The organism is Gordonia sp. PP30, assembly GCF_023100845.1.
Taxonomy (GTDB): domain Bacteria; phylum Actinomycetota; class Actinomycetes; order Mycobacteriales; family Mycobacteriaceae; genus Gordonia.
Genome location: NZ_CP095864.1, coordinates 1,473,918 through 1,490,876 on the forward strand (window position 1 = coordinate 1,473,918; position 16,959 = coordinate 1,490,876).

Consider the following 16,959-nt stretch of genomic DNA (forward strand, 5'->3'; position numbering starts at 1 on the left):
CCGATTACTCCAGTCGGTACTGTGCTGTGCCGTCGTCGGTGGCGTCCCTCCCCGGTGAGGCCGGGCCCTCCGGACGCTGACTGTGAGCCAGCATACCCTGCGGTAGCCCGGCGGGTCAGGGCTACCGCGCGATCTCCGGTTCACCGGCCTCGGTACCGCCGGTTCCGGGCTGCTCGCGGAGCCGTTCGACGAGTTCGTCGACCAGATCGTCCAGTTCGCGCCGCAGGTAGTCGCGGGTGACGGTGTCGCCGACCGCGAGCCGGACGGCGGCCAGTTCGCGGGCCAGGAACTCGGTGTCGGCCTTGGTCTGTGCGGCCCGGCGACGGTCCTCGTCGAGGGCCACCTTGTCGCGATTCTCCTGCCGGTTCTGGGCCAGCAGGATCAGCGGGGCGGCGTAGGCGGCCTGCGTGGAGAACGCCAGATTGAGCAGGATGAACGGGTACGGATCCCAGCGCCAGGCGAACGCGCCGAGATTCAGCCCGATCCACACCACCACGATGATGGTCTGGATCGCGAGGTAGCTGCCGGTGCCGAGGAACCGGGCCACCCGCTCGGCGTAGACACCGATCACGTCGGCGTCGATCTGCGGAGAGAAGCGGCGCCGGCCTTCGCTGGGGGTGTCGAGGCGGCGTGGGCTCATCGCGGGAGGGCCTCCGGTTCCTGATCGCGCCAGTCGCGGGGCAGCACGGCGTCGAGCAGATCGTCGACCGCCACGGCGCCCAGCAGATGCGCGTCGTCGTCGACCACGGGCGCGAGGACCAGGTTATAGGTCGCGAAGAATCGCGTCATCACCTCCAGGGAGTCGGTGGGGCTCAGGCGCGGGATGTCGGCGTCGAGGATGCCGGCCACCAGGTTGGCCGGCGGCTCGCGCAACAGGGCCTGGGTGTGGACGGCGCCGAGGAGTTTTCCGGTCGGGGTGCTGGTCGGCGGGCGGACGACGAAGACCATGCTCGCGCCCGCCGAGGCGATGTCCGGGTTGGCGACCCGGGCCAGCGCCTCGGAGACGGTGGCGTTGGCCGCCACGATGATCGGCTCCGGCGTCATCACGCCGCCGGCGGTGTCGGGGGAGTGCAGCAGCAGGCGGCGGACCGGTGCCGACTCCTCGGGGTCCATCCGGGCCAGCATCGCCTCGGCCTCGGCGGCCGGCATCTCGCCGAGCAGGTCGGCGACGTCGTCGGGGTCCATCGCTTCCAGGACGTCCGCGGCGCGGGCGGGCTTCAGGCTGGCCAGCAGCGCGGTCTGGTCGTCGGCGGTCATCTCCTGCAGGATGTCGGCCAGGCGCTCGTCGTCCAGGGCGGCGGCCAGTTCCTCGCGGCGGCTCTCCGGCAACTCGCGCAGTGCGTTGGCGACATCCGCCGGGCGCATCCCCTCGAACTGGGCCAGCGCCAGTTCCACCCCGTGCCCGGGCTGGCTGAGGTTCAGTTCGGTGATGCCGACGACGTGATTCCACGGCACGACGACCGTCTCGCCGCGGCGGCGCAGGCCTTTACGGGTGGTACGCAGCGCGACGCGCCCGATCACCCAGTCCAGGCTGCGGGTCCGCTCGATCTCCATGTCGACCACCGACAGCCCGGTGCCGTGCAGTTCGGGATGGTCGGGGTCGTCGGTCTGCACCCGGCTCTCCAGGATCTGGCCGACGGCCAGCGCCTCGTTCACCCGCAGTTGCAGTTTGCGCATGTTGATGCGGCCGGTGGTGAGTGTGATCGCGTCGGCGTCGATGTTGATCACCCGGCTCATCGGCACGAAGATCCGGCGCCGGCCGGCGGCCAGTTCGACGGCGAGGCCGAGCGCGCGCGGGCGCTGACCGGGCAGGTACATGGACACCACCACGTCGCGCACACGCCCGATCGACTCGCCGTCCGGACCCAGGACGACGAGACCGACTAATCTGGCCACGAAGACCTTGAGCGTTGACGTCATGGTCTCAAGAGTAGAAGTAGCCGCCCGCTGCCACGCACATTCCTCGAGGGGGAACCATGACTCAGCCGCGACCCACCCCGGGCCTGCCGACCAAGCCGACCGGCTGGCCCGTCGGCTCGTACGACACCTACGAGCAGGCGCAGCGGGCCGTCGACTACCTGTCCGACAACCAGTTCCACGTGGAGAAGCTGACGATCGTCGGCGTCGACCTGATGCAGGTGGAGCGTGTCCTCGGCCGACTGACGTGGGGCAAGGTGCTCGGCGGCGGGCTGGCGTCGGGCGCGTGGTTCGGCCTGTTCGTCGGTCTGATCATCTCGATCTTCTTCAACGGCCAGGACTTCTGGTGGCCGATCGTGTTCTGCGTGATCGCCGGCATGGTCTTCGGCGTGATCAGCGGCGCGATCCCGTACGCCGCGACCCGCGGCCAGCGCGACTTCGCGTCGACCATGCAGTTGGTCGCCGGGCGGTACGACGTCCTCTGCGATCCGGGCAGCGCCGAGCAGGCCCGCGACATGCTGACCAAGCTCGCGCTCTAGGACCCGTCGCCCCCGGGCGACACTCCGTCCCGGCCGATGTGTGCGGTTTGTCACTCGCCGGTGGGTTAGCCTAAGCGGCACAGCAATTTTCACAGGCGTTTTTCAGCTACGCCGGTGGCCGTATGTGTCGAGGAGGCGTCTAGCGAGATGGTCCGGAAGTCTTCAACGAAGCGCCGCCGCGCGCGCACCCGGCTGACGGCCGCCGCGGTCGCGGCCGCCGCCGCGGTGCCGCTGCTGGCAGCCTGCGGCTCGGGCTACTCGCCCGGCGTGATCAACGTCTACGCGCCCGCCGACGGCGCCGACCAGATCACCGCGCGCGCCGCGATCTGCAACAAGGAATCCGGTGGGGCGTACCGTGCCGCGGTCACGATCCTCCCGAAGGACGCCGACGGTCAGCGTCTGCAGCTGGCCCGCCGCCTGGCCGGCAACGACCACGGCCTCGACGTGATGGCGATGGACGTGGTGTGGACCGCCGAGTTCGCCAACGCCGGATGGCTGGTGCCGGTGCCCGACGCCGAGGCCGAGCAGGTGATCGAGAACAATCTCGCCGGCCCGGTGGAGACCGCCATGTGGAAGCGGCCCGACGACGCCGAGAAGCGGCTGTACGCGCTGCCGATCTGGACCAACACCGAGCTGATGTGGTACCGCCCCGACGTGCTGAAGAAGTTCCTCGGGCGCAAGTCCCAGGTGCCGGTCACCTGGGATCAGATGATCGAGAACGCCACCGAGATCCACCGGCAGGACCCCAAGGGGCCGACCCAGATCCTGGTGCAGGGCAGCCAGTACGAAGGCCTGATGGTGTGGTTCAACTCGGTGCTGCAGAGCGCCGGCGGCCACATCCTGGACCCGGACGACCCGTCCAAGCAGACCCTCAACGACACGCCCGAGCACCGCGCGGCGACCCTCAGGGCGCTGCAGATCCTCAAGGCGGTGTCCACTTATCCGGGCGCCGATCCGTCGATCAGCAACTCCGACGAGGGCTCGGCCCGCGACGGCATGGAGCGTGGCGAGGCCGCCTTCGAGATCAACTGGCCGTTCGTCTTCGACTCGGCCCGTAAGAACGGCGCTTCCGGCAACATCGACTTCCTCAAGACCGAGATGGCCCCGTTCGCGAAGCGGATCCTCGATGAGGAGAACCCGCCGACCGCGGCCGAGCTGGTCCCGATCAACCGGGAACTGCGCACGCGGTTCGATTTCGCGCTCTACCCGGGTGTGTCGAAGGACCTGCCGGCCAAGTCGACGCTGGGCGGCCTGAACATCGCGGTGGCCTCCACCTCGCGGCAACCGGAACTCGCGGCCAAGGTCGCCTCCTGCCTCACCAGCAAGGACGCCCAGCGCGTGTACGCCCTGGAGGGCGCGCTGCCGCCGACGGTGGCGTCGCTGTACGACGAGAAGGACTTCAAGGTCGCCTACCCGATGGGTGACGACATCCGCACCCAGCTGGAGGCCGACCACGTGGCGCCGCGTCCGGCCACCCCGCAATACCAGGCGATGTCGACGCTGGTCACCGCCACGCTCAGCCCGGTCGGCAGATGGGACCCGGCGTCGATGGTCGACAAGCTGGCCGAGCAGGTGCAGAAGGCGATCGACGGGGAGGGGATCATCCCATGACCACCGGTGACGACGACACCACCCGCGAGACCCCGGCCGGCGACGACGCGCCCGGCCGTCACTCCCGCGGCGACGAGACGCGGCCGGCGCCGCCCGCGGGACCCGCCGAGACCGGCCCCATCGCGCCGGTGCACTCCGACGCCTGGGTGCCGCCGCCGTCGGCGCCGCGGCCGCTGCCGCCGCAGGGGCCGCCCGCGCAGCCGGCCCAGCCGCCGCGGCCGCAGACGCCGCGGCCCGCGCCGGCGGCCACCGCGACCGGCTCCATCACCGACCTGCTCGACGCATCGCCCCCGCCGCCCGCCGCCCCCGCGGCGAAGGCCAAGCCCGTGCGCTCGCGCGGCGCCACCGCCCGCAAGGCCGGCGAGCGCCGGCTGGCGTATCTGCTGGTTGCGCCTGCCGCGATCGTCATGCTATTGGTGACCGGCTACCCGATCGTCTACGCGTTCTGGCTGTCGCTGAACAAGGCGACGCTGACCGCGCCGGACGACAACAAGTTCATCGGCTTCGGCAACTACGCGACCGTCCTGACCGACAGCTACTGGTGGAATTCGCTCTGGGTGACACTGTTCATCACCGTCGTCTCGGTGGCGATCGAACTGGTCCTCGGCATGATGATCGCGCTGGTGATGCACCGCACCATCTTCGGCCGCGGCACCATCCGGACCGTCGTGCTGATCCCGTACGGCATCGTCACGGTGGCGGCGGCGTTCTCCTGGTACTACGCCTGGACCCCGGGCACCGGCTACCTGGCGAACCTGCTGCCCGACGGGGCCACGCCGCCGCTCACCGAGCAGTGGCCGTCGTTGTTCATCATCATCCTGGCCGAGGTGTGGAAGACCACCCCGTTCATGGCGCTGCTGCTGCTGGCCGGTCTGGCGCTGGTGCCCGACGACCTGCTCAAGGCCGCGCAGGTGGACGGCGCCGGGGCCTGGACGCGGCTGCGGAAGATCATCATCCCGCTGATGAAGCCGGCGATCCTGGTCGCTCTGCTGTTCCGCACGCTGGACGCGTTCCGGATCTTCGACAACATCTACATCCTGACCAAGGGCAACAATCAGACCGGCTCGGTCTCGATGCTCGGCTACGACAACCTGTTCAAGGCTTTCAACCTGGGCGTCGGCTCGGCGATCAGCATCCTGATCTTCGTGTGCGTGGCGATCATCGCCTTCATCTTCATCAAGGTCTTCGGCGCCGCCGCGCCCGGTTCCGACAACGAGGGGAGGTAGCCGGAGGTGAACAACGTCAATCGCCGCGTCGGCTGGACCGTCGCCAACGTGCTGGTGATCCTGTACGCGATCGTGCCGCTCTGGTGGATCATCAGCCTGTCGTTCAAGCCCTCGGGCAGCGTGCTCGACGGCAACTTCATTCCGCGCGAGTGGACCATGGAGAACTATCGCGGGCTGTTCGCCTCCGGGGTGCTCACCGACCTGCTGTGGGCGCTGCTCGGGCTCGCGATCGGCGGCGTCGTGCTCGCCGTCGCGCTGTGGTGGCGCCGCGGTGCCGAGGAGTCGGGCGACGCCCAGCGCAAGCGCGTGGCGACCGCGCTGGTCGCGGTGCTCTCGGTGGCCTGGGTGGTCGGCCTGATCTGGGGCATCATCGTGCCGCTGACCGACGGTGGCAACTTCGGGCGGCCGCTGCTGAACTCGATCGGTGTCGGCCTGATCACCACCGCCGTGGCCGTGATTCTCGGCACGATGGCCGCCTACGCGGTCGCGCGCCTGGAGTTCCGCGGTAAGAAGCTGCTGGTCGGCGTCGCACTGCTGATCGCCATGTTCCCGCAGATCTCGCTGGTGACGCCGCTGTTCAACATCGAGCGCCGGCTCGGTCTGTTCGACACCTGGACCGGCCTGGTGATCCCGTACGTGGCGTTCGCGCTGCCGCTGGCGATCTACACGCTGTCGGCCTTCTTCCGGGAGATCCCCTGGGATCTGGAGAAGGCGGCCATGATGGACGGTGCCACCTCCGGGCAGGCCTTCCGCCGGGTGATCGTGCCGCTCGCCGCGCCGGGCGTGGTGACCGCCGCGATCCTGGTCTTCATCTTCGCCTGGAACGACCTGCTGCTGGCCCTGTCGCTGACCTCGACCCCGCGGGCGATCACCGCGCCGGTCGCGATCTCGCAGTTCACCGGCAGCAGCCAGTTCGAGGAACCCACCGGATCGATCGCTGCGGCCGCCGTGGTGATCACGATCCCGATCATCGTCTTCGTACTCTTCTTCCAACGTCGTATCGTCGCCGGTCTCACCTCCGGCGCGGTGAAGGGATAACCCATGGCCGACATCGTTCTGGAGAACGTCTCCAAGCAGTACCCGGACGGCTCGACGGCCGTGCACGGCGTCAACCTGCGGATCGCCGACGGCGAGTTCGTGATCCTGGTCGGCCCGTCGGGCTGCGGCAAGTCGACGACGCTCAACATGATCGCCGGCCTGGAAGACATCTCCGGCGGCGACCTGTACATCGGTGGCGAGCGGATGAACGACGTCGCGCCGAGGGACCGCGACATCGCGATGGTGTTCCAGAGCTACGCGCTCTACCCGCACATGACGGTGCGGGAGAACATCGCCTTCCCGCTGAGCCTGGCGAAGCTGCCGAAGGCGGAGATCGCGGCCAAGGTCGACGAGGCCGCCCGCATCCTCGACCTCACCGAATACCTGGACCGCAAGCCGGCCAACCTGTCCGGCGGCCAGCGGCAGCGCGTCGCCATGGGCCGGGCGATCGTCCGGCACCCCAAGGCGTTCCTGATGGACGAGCCGCTGAGCAACCTCGACGCCAAGCTGCGCGTGCAGATGCGCACCGAGATCGCCGAACTGCAGTCCCGGCTCGGGGTCACCACCGTGTACGTCACCCACGATCAGACCGAGGCCATGACCCTCGGCGACCGCGTGGTGGTGATGCGCGGCGGTGTGGTGCAGCAGGTCGGGGCGCCGCAGGACCTCTACGACCATCCGGCCAACCTGTTCGTCGCCGGTTTCATCGGTTCCCCGGCGATGAACTTCATTCCCGGCCGGCTCACCCAGACCGGTGTCGACAGCGTGCTCGGACCGATCGAGCTGCCCGACTACGCGCGGGTGGTCGAGGCCGCCCAGCGCGCGGGTTCCTCCGGCGAGGTGCTGCTCGGCATCCGCCCCGAGCACCTGGCCGACGCCGAACAGATGGACCCGGCGCAGCTGCCGATCATGAAGACCTTCGACGCCCGCGTGGACATCGTCGAGTCGATGGGCTCGGACAAGTACTACTACTTCACCCTCGACGACGGCGGGCGCCACGCGGACCTGCTGAATCAGCTCGCCGAGGACCTCGGGGCCACCACCTCGGGCGGCCAGAAGGTGGCGCGTCTGCTGCCGGCCACCCGGGTGCCGCGCGGCGGCATCCTGCACCTGGCGATGGAGCCGCGCCTGCTCCACGTGTTCGACGCCGCGTCCGGCGTCGCGCTCCGGTAGTGGCGGCGTCGACGACCGATCGCATCGCCGCCCACCTGACCGCGCGACTCGGTGCGCAGCCGCAGCGCGCGTCGGTGACCTTCCTCGGGGTCGAACCGATCGACGTGCTGCGTTTCGGTCCCTTCGACGGAGCTCAGGGGGCGATGGACGGAGCTCAGGGGGCGATGGACGGGGCTCAGGGGGCGGCGGAATTGGTGTTCGCGACGGTGGGCTGCGCCCGTCATCCCATGCACGACCCGGCCGACCTCGCGCCGGACCCGGAGCGAGGGCCGCGCGCCGAACTCGTGGTGCGCATGCGCGCGGTGTCGCCGCTGCCGGGGCTGCACCGCTCCCTCGCGACGGTGGCCGCCGCGCCCGCGGTGGAGGGCCTGGTCCTGGGCGATGACTCGCTGATCGACCTGCAGGAACCGCTCTGGGCCGGCGCCGTGTGTTCGGCGCTGCTGCTGTCGGCCGATTCCGGCGTCGACGACCTGCCGCTCGACGCCCCGGCCGACCCGGTGCGCTTTCTGCGGGCCGTCCCGATCACCGCGAACGAGGCCGCCTGGGTGCGGCTCAAGGGCGCGGCGGCGCTCCGCGAGGCGTGGGCCGAGGGCGGCGTGGACGTCACCGATCCGGCCCGCGGGGGCGTGACCCCCGCCTGACCGGGCGTCAGAGCCAGTGGTTGCGGTGCAGGGTCCGCCATAGCAGCAGACACACGCTGATCACGCTGAGCAGCAGCACCGGATACGACCAATGCCAGTGCAGCTCGGGCATCCAGTCGAAGTTCATGCCGTAGAAGCCGGCGACCATCGTCGGGACCGCGGCCAGCGCCGCCCACGACGAGATCTTGCGCATGTCGGTGTTCTGCTGGATACCGACCTTGGTGGCGGCGGCGCCCAGGAGCGAGGTGAGCCGCTCGTCGTACTCGGTCACGGCGTCGATCACGGTGCGCAGGTGGTCGTGCACGTCACGGAAGTGCCGGCGATTCTCCTTCTGCCGGAAGGTCTCGGTGCGCTCCACGCGCAGCAGCGCGCGCGGCCGCTGGTCGTCGCCGGACAGCCAGGCCAGCGGCTCGTCGAGCGGCATCACGACTCGCCGCAGTTCCAGGATCTCCCGCTTGAACAGGTAGACCACGTCGATGTCGAGGTTCTTGGTGCTCGAGGAGAACACCCGTTCCTCCACCTCGTCGACGTCGTCCTGCATCTCCTCGACGACGGCCAGGTAGCCGTCGATGATGTGGTCGGCGATGGCGTGCACCACCGCGGGCGGACCGACGGCCAGGCGCTCGGGGTTGGTCTCCAGCCGCGCCCGCACGCCGGCGAGCCCGGTGTGGTCGCCGTGCCGCACGGTGATGACGAAGTCGTGGCCGGCGACGATCATGATCTCGCCGGTGTCGACGATGTCGTTGGCCCGGTCGAGCGAGTCGTGGTCGATGTACTTCATGGTGCGCAGCACCATGAAGAGCGTGCCGTCGTACAGTTCGAGCTTCGGCCGCTGGTGCGCGTGCACCACGTCCTCCACCAGCAGCGGGTGCAGGCCGAAGACCTCGGCGACGGTGTTCATCTGACCCTGGGTCGGCGCGTGCAGGCCGAGCCACACGAAGCCCTCGCCGGTCTCGCGGACGATCTCGTGCGCGCTGGCGTAGTCGACATGCGCGGACACGCGCCTGCCGTCGACGTAGATGCCGCAGTCCACGATGGCGCGGCTCGCCGGTATCGGCGGCAGGATCGGGCCGTCGCCGCCGCGGCGGCCGCCGTTGCCGCCCCAGGGGAGTGAGGGCACGTCCACGATCGTACGGCGCATCGTGCCGCGGGGCCCGGGTAACATGCGCCCCGTGCACTTCGAGACGGCGGTTTACACCACGACGGCGATCACGCTGATCGTCATCATGGATCCGCCGGGCCAGGTTCCGGTGTTCCTGTCCCTGGTCGGACGCCGCTCACCCGAGTACCGCAGACGCGCGGCGATCCAGGCGCCGCTGGTGTCGCTGCTGGTCATCAGCATCTTCGCGGTGGCCGGCCGGTTCATCCTCAACTACCTGCACGTCTCCATCTCGGCGTTGCAGGGGGCCGGCGGCCTGCTGCTGCTTCTGGTGGCGCTGCAACTGCTGACCACCACCGGCGGCCCGAAGACCGCGGCGGCCGACGACGAGGTCAACGTCGCGCTGGTGCCGTTGGGGACCCCGCTGCTGGCCGGCCCCGGTGCGATCGCCGCGGTGATCGTCGCCGTCAGCCAAGCGCACGGCCGGCCGGGCGCCTACCTGGCGATCGCGGCGGCGATCATCACGGCGCACGCCGTGGTCTGCCTGGCACTGCTGTATTCGACGGTACTGATCCGCGTCTTGAAGGTCAGCGGCATCACCCTGCTGGCCAAGATCGCCGGTCTGCTGCTGGCCACCATCGCCGTCCAGTTGATCGCGACCTCGGTGACCGGATTCGTGCAGGCCGCCTCGTGAGTTCGCGTCGGCGTCGGGTCGGCTACCGTGGGCAACGATGCTGAAGCTGCGTATCCCGGCCGCGATCCTGGCGATCCTCGCGGCGCTGGCGACCCTCACCGCGTGTGGTGACGACACCGCGCGCCCCCTGCTGATCGGCTCGTCGTCGTCGCCCGCCATGCGGGCCGCGGCCGCCGTGTACGCGGTCTCGCTGACCCGGGCCGGTATCCCGGCGACCACCGACGGCGCACCGACCGGATCGGACGCGCAGCTGCTTGGCGATGCCGGGACCGGCCGCGTCGATCTGTTCCCCGCCTTCACCGGCGACCTCCTCACCCAGCTCTCCAGCACGCCCGAGGCGATGGGTGGCGAGGACCTGCTGACCGAGGTGGCCCGCGCGCTGCCGCAGGGCGTCTCCATCGGCGACCCGACCGGGGCGAGCAACCGCCCGCAACTGCTGATCGCGGCCGGTCTGCGGGACCGGCACGACGTGGCGACTCTGGACGACTGCGGGCGGCTGCCCGCCGGACTGCCGCTGGTGGTGACCGGTGACCCCGGGCCGCAGACGCTCGCGGCGTTCGCCGGCTGCCGTCCCGGGCCGGTCGAGACGGTCGCCGATCCGCGCGCGGTGATCGCCCGGGTGTCGACCGGGCAGGCACTGGGCGTGCTGCCCGCGCTGGACACCGCCGGGGCCGGCGACCTGGGCGACGTGCAGGCGCTCAAAGCGACCGGTGCGCCCCGCGCGCAGGATCTGGTGCCGGTGTACCGCAGTGCGGCGTTGAGCAAGTCGGGTCTCAAGCAGCTCGGCCGGATCGCCGGGGAACTCACCACCGGCGACCTCGCGAAGCTCGCCGCCCGGGTGCGGGCGGGGGAGGACCCGCGCGTAGTCGCCGCCGACTGGCTGTCCGGCGCCGGGGACTGAGAGGCCCGGAGATGTTCGCGAATTGTATTCGAACACGTCACCCCCGATTGGATGACGTCAACGGGTGAAGCATCGCCGATTCGGTGCGATTCCGCGATCGTCACCGGGTCGTCGTTTGGTGTCGTATCCAGGTCTTATAGTCATTTTGACGGTACCGAAAACGAGGGTGGCGCACACCGTGATGTGCCAGTACTGTTGACCATAGGTAGATCGAACACTCACTTCGGGGGAGGTGACCGCCATGGCCGACGCGATCGGCGACGTGTTCGCCGCCCGCTGGGCCGCGGTCGACCTCACTGGGGCCGGGATTGTCCCCGCGGACCGGGCTGATGACGACAAGACGCAGTGCCGGTCGTGGGCCGTCTATGCCGAGGCGGCCTGGCGGGGGCAGACGTTCTTGTACTGGCAGCAGTTGTATGCGGTCGGTCAGTTCCTCGACATCGCCCTGGCCGCCCTGGATGACCGGGTCTGCGCGGGCGAGGACCAGCACGACTTGTTCGATCCGTACACGGCGGCGGTGGAATTCTTCGCGTGCTACTTCGCCGGGAATCGGCGGGCCACCCGCGCGCTGGTCGGGACGGCGATCGCGGCCGCCCAGCGGCTCCCGCAGACCGCGGACCTGTTGCGCCGGACCGTCATTTCGCCGGAGATGTTCGACAAGGTCGCCTATCGCACGGACATCGTCGACGACAGCGCGATCATGGCGCAGGTCGACGCCGATCTGGCCGGTGCGCTCGCCGCGGCCGGGCACATCTCGGAGAAGGCGGCCGAGCGGATCGCCGATCGGGTGGTGCACAAGCGCGACGCCGATGCGGAGCGGAAGCAGCGGGAGAAGGCGCGGCGGCGGAAGAATGTCACCAGTCGTGATTTCACCGATGGTTTGGGTGGGGTCACCATCACCGCCGACGCCGAAGAAGCCCGCCTGGCGTATGAGGCGGTGGAGGCGATGATCGCCGGGGTCTGCCCGAACGACCCCCGTACCAAGGGCATGCTCCGGTCGGCGGCTGCTATCGCACGCCTGCGGCGGCTGCCGTTCACCTGTGCGTGCACCGACAAAGAAGCGTGTACAGCGACGTTGGGTGAGGAGGAGATTTCGGAGCGGCAGGCGCGGATCATCGTGCACGCGATCTGTCAGAAGTCGACCTGACCGGCGACGATGATGAGCCGGCGCTTCTTGATGGGCACGGCCCGATCAGTGCCGGGCATGTCCGCGATCTCGCCCAGCGCCCCGACGCGCTGGTGCGGGACCTCGACCTGGGTGCCCTGCTGCGTCCCCGGCCCGATGCGGTGACCCGCGAGGACGGCGACGCATCGGCCGGTGCTCCCGTCGACTCGGACGAGCACGCCACCGATCCCGACGCCGGATGGCTGGCCGAGTTCCGGCCCACTGATGAGTGCGGACAGGTCGAGAACAACGAACCGGCATTCGAGGCACCCGACCCCGAAGAGCACCCGGCCGAGCCGGCCGAATCTGGCGGCGGGCTTCCGGCGGCGTTTCTGGCCGGGCAGGCCCTGCCGAGTGACCCCTACCGGCCCACCGAAGCCCTGGGAGTCCTGGTCTGCGCCCTGTTCGGGACCTGTACCGTGCCCGGCTGCGAGCAGCCGGCGTGGAACTGCGAACTCGATCACTGTGAGGAGTTCGACCAGTTCTGTCCCGCTTCCGGCGGCCCGACCTGCTTGTGCAATGTCGGACCCAAATGTAAGCGTCATCACCTGCTGAAAACGTTCCTCGGCGCGGCCAATCCCGAGGATGGGTGGGTCGATGAGCAGTGGATCGACGATCGCGGTGTGGTGTGGACGGCGATCACCGCCTACGGCATCACCGTCGAGACCCGCGCGGAGAATCAGTGGCTGTTCCCCCAGCTGGCCGGGGTGAGTTGTGCCCACCGGGCCCACCCGCCACCCGAATCATCGCCAACGGGTCCAACACGACCCGGCGGTGCGGGTGGGAGCGTGGCTGGGGGTGGTTTGCGGGCCGCGACCGCGTACAAACACGCCTGGCGCCGCGCCGAACGCGCGCGACTGCGTCGTGCCCGGGAGCGCGCCGAGGCCGCTGACGGCCCACCACCGTTCTAGCGCCACTGCCCACTGCCTTGGCGCGGCCGGGAACTGAGGGGCTTCGACGCGGCTCGGCTATCGCCTCGCCGGCTCAGTCGGCGGACGGCCCGGCGAGTCTGGTCACCCGCGCCGAGATGCCCTGATACCAGGAACCGGCCAGCCGGACGCCGAGATCGAGCACCTTCGCGTCGGGGCCGACCAGGACGCGGGCCCGCTCCTTGACGGTCGCGTTCAGGATGATCTGGGCCGCCCGCTCGGCCGATGTGCGGGCCAGGTGCTTGTCGAAGTAGTCGGCGCCGGCCTTCGCATCGCGGTCACCCGACGCGGTGGCGTTGCGGGCGATGGCGGTCTTGATGCCGCCGGGGTGCACGCAGGTGACGGCGACCTCGGGGTGGCTCAGCAGCATCTCCTGGCGGAGCGATTCGGTGAAGCCGCGGACCGCGAACTTGGCCGAGTTGTAGGCGCTCTGACCCGGCTGGGACAGGATGCCGAACAGGGAGGAGATGTTGACGACGGCGCCGTCGCCGGAGGCGATGATGTGCGGCAGGAACGCCTTGGTGCCGTTCACCACGCCCCAGTAGTCGACGTCCATGATGCGTTCGAGATCGGTGAACCCCATGGTCTCGACGTCCCCGTTGTGGGCGATCCCGGCGTTGTTGATCACGGCGTTCACGGTGCCGAAGTGCTCGGCGACGGTGTCGGCGTAGGTCAGGACGGCTTCGCGTTCGGCGACGTTGAGCAGTTGCGTGTGCACCTGCGCGCCCGGCACCGCACCGGTCACCAGACGCTCGGTGGCGCCCAGTCCCTCCGCGTCGACGTCGGAGATCGCGACCTTCGCGCCGCGGCGCGCGGCCAGCACCGCGAGTTCACGGCCGATGCCCGATCCGGCGCCGGTGATCACCACGACCTTGTCGCGCAGATCCTTCATCGCGGCGCGCTCGGTGAGTGACGGCCCGGTCGGGTCATCGGTTCAGCTTCTCGAAGGCGAACTTGGTGACGCGCGCGGTGAAGCCCTGGTAGGCCGAACCGGTCAGACGCACCAGCACGTCGATGATCTTCGCGTCGGCGCCGACCAGCACGCGGGCGTTCTCCCGGTGCACGGCCGACAGGATGATCCGCGCCGCGCGCTCGGGCGAGGTGTGCGCGAGGTACTTGTCGAACATGTCCGAGAAGGACTCCAGGTCACCCGACGTGGTCGCGTTCCGGGCGATGGCGGTCTTGATGCCGCCGGGGTGCACGCAGGTGACGGCGACCTCGGGGTGGCTCAGCAGCATCTCCTGGCGGAGCGATTCGGTGAAGCCGCGGACCGCGAACTTGGCCGAGTTGTAGGCGCTCTGACCGGGCTCGGAGAGGATGCCGAACAGGGAGGAGACGTTGACGACGGCGCCGTCGCCGGAGGCGATGATGTGCGGCAGGAACGCCTTGGTGCCGTTCACCACGCCCCAGTAGTCGATGTCCATCACGCGCTCGATGTCCTTGAACTCCATCACCTCGACATCGCCGTGATGGGCGATCCCGGCGTTGTTGAAGATGGCGTTCACGGTGCCGAAGTGCTCGGCGACGGTGTCGGCGTAGCTCAGGACGGCTTCGCGCTCGGCGACGTTGAGCAACTGCGAGTGGACCTGCGTGCCGGCCGCCGCCTCGGTGATCAACGATTCGGTGGTGGCCAGGCCGTCCGGGTCGATGTCGGAGATCGCCAGCTTCGCACCGCGCCGGGCGAGATCGATCGCTAGCGCCCGGCCGATCCCGGAACCGGCCCCGGTGACGACGACGACCTTGTCGCGAAAGTTCTTCATGCGGGAGTGCTCTCTTTCTGGGGCTGTCAGACGTGCGCCGGGGTGGCGGTGGGGGCGGATACGGTGGTCGAGACGTCGTAGGCCGCGATGTCGAAACGGCGCGTCGCATTGCGGAAGACGAAGGTGAAGCCGGGCCACAGGGTGGTGATGTTGCCGTGCTCATCCTTGTACCAGGACGAGCAGCCGCCGTTCTCCCACACGCTGTGGCGCAGGGTCTGCTGGAGACGGGCGTTGTAGCGTTCCTGCGCTGCCGCGGAGACGTCGACGCGGGTCAGGCCGCGTTCACGCACCTGACGCAGGTAGTCGACCAGGTAGTTGAGCTGCGACTCGATCATGTACACCATCGAGGTGTGGCCGAGGCCGGTGCCCGGGCCGACCAGGAGCATCAGATTCGGGAAACCGTGGACGAAGCTGCCCTTGTAACCCGCCATCCCGCTCTCGGCCCACACCTGCGCCAGGCTCCGGCCGTCCGCGCCGTGGATGGCGTCGAACATCGGCGAATCGGTGACGTGGAAGCCGGTCGCGACGACGATGACGTCCACGGGGTGCGACTCGCCGTCGCGGGTGACGATGCCGTCGGCGGTGATCTTCTCGATACCCGAGGTCACCAGGTCGACGTTGTCGCGGTCGAGGGTCGGGTACCACTCGTTGGACTTGAGGATGCGCTTGCAGCCGACGGCGAAGGTCGGGGTGACGCGGGCGCGCAGCTCCGGGTCGCGGATGCCGCGGAAGATGTTCGCCTTGCAGAGGGCCTCGACCGGCTTGAGCGCCTTGGGGGCGTAGGTCATGCCGGCCGCGACGGACTCGTTGGCGGTGTAGATGGTGCCGCGGATCAGGTTCTGCAGGCCCGGCACGTGCTTGAACGCCCAGTTCTCGACGGGCAGGTACGGGCGCTCTGTGCGCGGGACGATCCACGGGGCGGTGCGCTGGTAGACGTCGAGGTGACCGGCGATCTCGCCGAGACGGGGGACGATCTGAATGGCCGAGGCACCGGTGCCGATGACGGCGATCCGCTTGCCCGCGTAGTCGGCGTCGGCGTCCCAGCGGGCGGAGTGGACGATGGTGCCGGCGAAATCGTCGAAGCCCTCGATGTCGGGCAGATTCGGCTCGCACAGCGGGCCGATCGCGCCGATCAGCTGGCGCGCGGTGACGGTGCTCGCCTCGCCGTCGCGCTCGATCGCGATGGTCCAGCGCGCGGTGTCCTCGTCCCAGTCGGCGCGGGTCACCTCGGTGCCGAACCAGGTCCGCTCGGAGATGCCGTACCGGTCGGCGACGCCGTTGAGGTAGCGATGGATCTCCGGCTGGTGCGAGTACGAGCGCGACCAGTCGGGGTTCTGGGCGAACGAGTAGGAGTACAGGTGCGAGGGCACGTCGCACGCGGCGCCGGGGTAGACGTTGTCGCGCCAGGTTCCGCCGAAGTCCGCGCCGCGATCGAGCACCAGGTAGTCGTCGAAGCCGTTCTGTCCCAGCTTGATGGCCGCGCCGAGCCCGGAGAAGCCCGCTCCGACGATGACGATCTCTACATCGCGTGTTGTCATGGTGCTCACGATAGAGCCTTACTGAATCGGAGTCAACGACTTGTTGAATCGAAGTCAACAAGTGCCCTACAGTGAGATGTATGACGGTGACCGGGAAGGACGCCGGCGCTGCCGGGACGGTGCGCCGCAGGCGGATGAGCCCGGAGGAGCGGCGTCGCCAGCTGCTCGATCTGGGCCAGGAGATCGCCCTGGAGCGGTCGCTGGAACAGGTGACGATCGACGAGGTCGCCGAGCGGGCCGGGGTGTCGCGGGCGCTGATCTTCCACTATTTCGAGTCCAAACAGGACTTCCACGTGGCGCTGGTGCAGGAGCAGGCCGAGGTGATGCTCACCCGCACGCTGCCGCCGTCCGAGGTCGATGACCCGCTCGCCGCGCTGGTCGTGTCGATGTCGTCGTACCTGGACTACGTCGAGGAGTTCAAGGAGCATTTCGTCGGCCTGCTCCGCGGCGCGATGAGCTCGGACCCGGCGATGCGGCGGGTGGTCGACGGCACGCGCGCGGCAATGGCGCGGCGGGTGCTGGACCACGCGCCGCGGCTGGGGATCGAGCCGTCGCCGGCCGTCGCGACCGCGGTCCGCGGCTGGACCGCCTTCGTCGAGGACGTCGTGATCCGCTGGATCACCGATCCGGAGCCGGAACTGAACCGCGACCAGGTCCTCGGGATGCTGGTCGGCTCGCTGCCCGCCCTCGCCGCGAGCGCGTCGTTGATCGAGTGAACCCCGACCGGC

General features: G+C 69.5%; 17 protein-coding genes. 11 read left to right on the plus strand and 6 right to left on the minus strand.

The window, feature by feature from the left end:
- Positions 1-121: 121 nt before the first annotated feature.
- Both MYK68_RS06795 and MYK68_RS06800 read right to left on the minus strand, forming a co-directional pair.
- Positions 122-640 (minus strand): DUF1003 domain-containing protein, encoded by a 519-nt coding sequence (locus MYK68_RS06795; RefSeq protein ID WP_247867120.1) that lies wholly within the window; start codon positions 638-640, stop codon positions 122-124.
- Positions 637-1,920: a magnesium transporter MgtE N-terminal domain-containing protein gene (locus MYK68_RS06800; protein WP_247867121.1), complete on the minus strand. Its 1,284-nt coding sequence runs from the start codon at positions 1,918-1,920 to the stop codon at positions 637-639. The genes MYK68_RS06795 and MYK68_RS06800 overlap by 4 nt, the downstream gene beginning before the upstream one ends.
- A gap of 56 nt (positions 1,921-1,976) precedes the next feature.
- Here MYK68_RS06800 and MYK68_RS06805 point away from each other — a divergent pair, with 56 nt between their 5' ends.
- From MYK68_RS06805 to MYK68_RS06830, 6 genes are all read left to right on the plus strand, one after another.
- Positions 1,977-2,456: a YflT domain-containing protein gene (locus MYK68_RS06805; protein ID WP_247867122.1), complete on the plus strand. Its 480-nt coding sequence runs from the start codon at positions 1,977-1,979 to the stop codon at positions 2,454-2,456.
- A 147-nt stretch (positions 2,457-2,603) separates the two neighbouring features.
- A complete protein-coding gene (locus MYK68_RS06810; protein WP_247867123.1) occupies positions 2,604-4,067 on the plus strand; it encodes an extracellular solute-binding protein in 1,464 nt (487 codons plus the stop codon).
- A complete protein-coding gene (locus tag MYK68_RS06815) occupies positions 4,064-5,293 on the plus strand; it encodes a carbohydrate ABC transporter permease (protein ID WP_283255280.1) in 1,230 nt (409 codons plus the stop codon). The genes MYK68_RS06810 and MYK68_RS06815 overlap by 4 nt, the downstream gene beginning before the upstream one ends.
- 306 nt (positions 5,294-5,599) lie before the next feature.
- The gene (locus tag MYK68_RS06820; protein WP_440712271.1) at positions 5,600-6,331 is read left to right on the plus strand and encodes a carbohydrate ABC transporter permease; all 732 of its coding nucleotides are present in this window, start codon (positions 5,600-5,602) and stop codon (positions 6,329-6,331) included.
- Positions 6,332-6,334: 3 nt separating this feature from the next.
- On the plus strand, positions 6,335-7,504 hold the full coding sequence (locus MYK68_RS06825; RefSeq protein ID WP_247867124.1) for an ABC transporter ATP-binding protein: 1,170 nt from the start codon (positions 6,335-6,337) through the stop codon (positions 7,502-7,504).
- Complete coding sequence (locus MYK68_RS06830) at positions 7,504-8,145, plus strand: suppressor of fused domain protein (RefSeq protein WP_247867125.1); 642 nt, start codon at positions 7,504-7,506, stop codon at positions 8,143-8,145. The genes MYK68_RS06825 and MYK68_RS06830 overlap by 1 nt, the downstream gene beginning before the upstream one ends.
- A gap of 7 nt (positions 8,146-8,152) precedes the next feature.
- On the opposite strand, the gene MYK68_RS06835 is transcribed toward MYK68_RS06830, so the two are convergent.
- Entirely contained in the window at positions 8,153-9,265 is a 1,113-nt protein-coding gene (locus MYK68_RS06835) for a magnesium and cobalt transport protein CorA (RefSeq protein ID WP_371308439.1), read from the minus strand.
- A gap of 106 nt (positions 9,266-9,371) precedes the next feature.
- On the opposite strand from MYK68_RS06835, the gene MYK68_RS06840 reads away from it, so the two are divergent.
- The 4 genes from MYK68_RS06840 (at position 9,372) to MYK68_RS06855 (ending at position 12,915) form a co-directional block, all read left to right on the plus strand.
- Positions 9,372-9,938: a MarC family protein gene (locus tag MYK68_RS06840; protein WP_502798325.1), complete on the plus strand. Its 567-nt coding sequence runs from the start codon at positions 9,372-9,374 to the stop codon at positions 9,936-9,938.
- A 37-nt stretch (positions 9,939-9,975) separates the two neighbouring features.
- Complete coding sequence (locus tag MYK68_RS06845; protein ID WP_247867127.1) at positions 9,976-10,839, plus strand: glycine betaine ABC transporter substrate-binding protein; 864 nt, start codon at positions 9,976-9,978, stop codon at positions 10,837-10,839.
- Positions 10,840-11,080: 241 nt separating this feature from the next.
- Entirely contained in the window at positions 11,081-11,986 is a 906-nt protein-coding gene (locus MYK68_RS06850; RefSeq protein WP_247867128.1) for a DUF222 domain-containing protein, read from the plus strand.
- Positions 11,987-12,078: 92 nt separating this feature from the next.
- Positions 12,079-12,915: a hypothetical protein gene (locus tag MYK68_RS06855; protein WP_247867129.1), complete on the plus strand. Its 837-nt coding sequence runs from the start codon at positions 12,079-12,081 to the stop codon at positions 12,913-12,915.
- A 73-nt stretch (positions 12,916-12,988) separates the two neighbouring features.
- Here MYK68_RS06855 and MYK68_RS06860 read toward each other — a convergent pair whose 3' ends face one another.
- From MYK68_RS06860 to MYK68_RS06870, 3 genes are read right to left on the minus strand one after another with little or no spacing between them, the layout of a single operon-like run.
- Positions 12,989-13,825, minus strand: a complete 837-nt coding sequence (locus MYK68_RS06860) for an SDR family NAD(P)-dependent oxidoreductase (RefSeq protein ID WP_247867130.1) — start codon at positions 13,823-13,825, stop codon at positions 12,989-12,991.
- A gap of 34 nt (positions 13,826-13,859) precedes the next feature.
- A complete protein-coding gene (locus MYK68_RS06865; RefSeq protein WP_247867131.1) occupies positions 13,860-14,693 on the minus strand; it encodes an SDR family NAD(P)-dependent oxidoreductase in 834 nt (277 codons plus the stop codon).
- Positions 14,694-14,719: 26 nt separating this feature from the next.
- Complete coding sequence (locus tag MYK68_RS06870) at positions 14,720-16,231, minus strand: flavin-containing monooxygenase (RefSeq protein WP_247867132.1); 1,512 nt, start codon at positions 16,229-16,231, stop codon at positions 14,720-14,722.
- Between the two features lie 80 nt (positions 16,232-16,311).
- Here MYK68_RS06870 and MYK68_RS06875 point away from each other — a divergent pair, with 80 nt between their 5' ends.
- Positions 16,312-16,947 (plus strand): TetR/AcrR family transcriptional regulator, encoded by a 636-nt coding sequence (locus MYK68_RS06875; RefSeq protein ID WP_247867133.1) that lies wholly within the window; start codon positions 16,312-16,314, stop codon positions 16,945-16,947.
- Positions 16,948-16,959 lie beyond the last annotated feature (12 nt).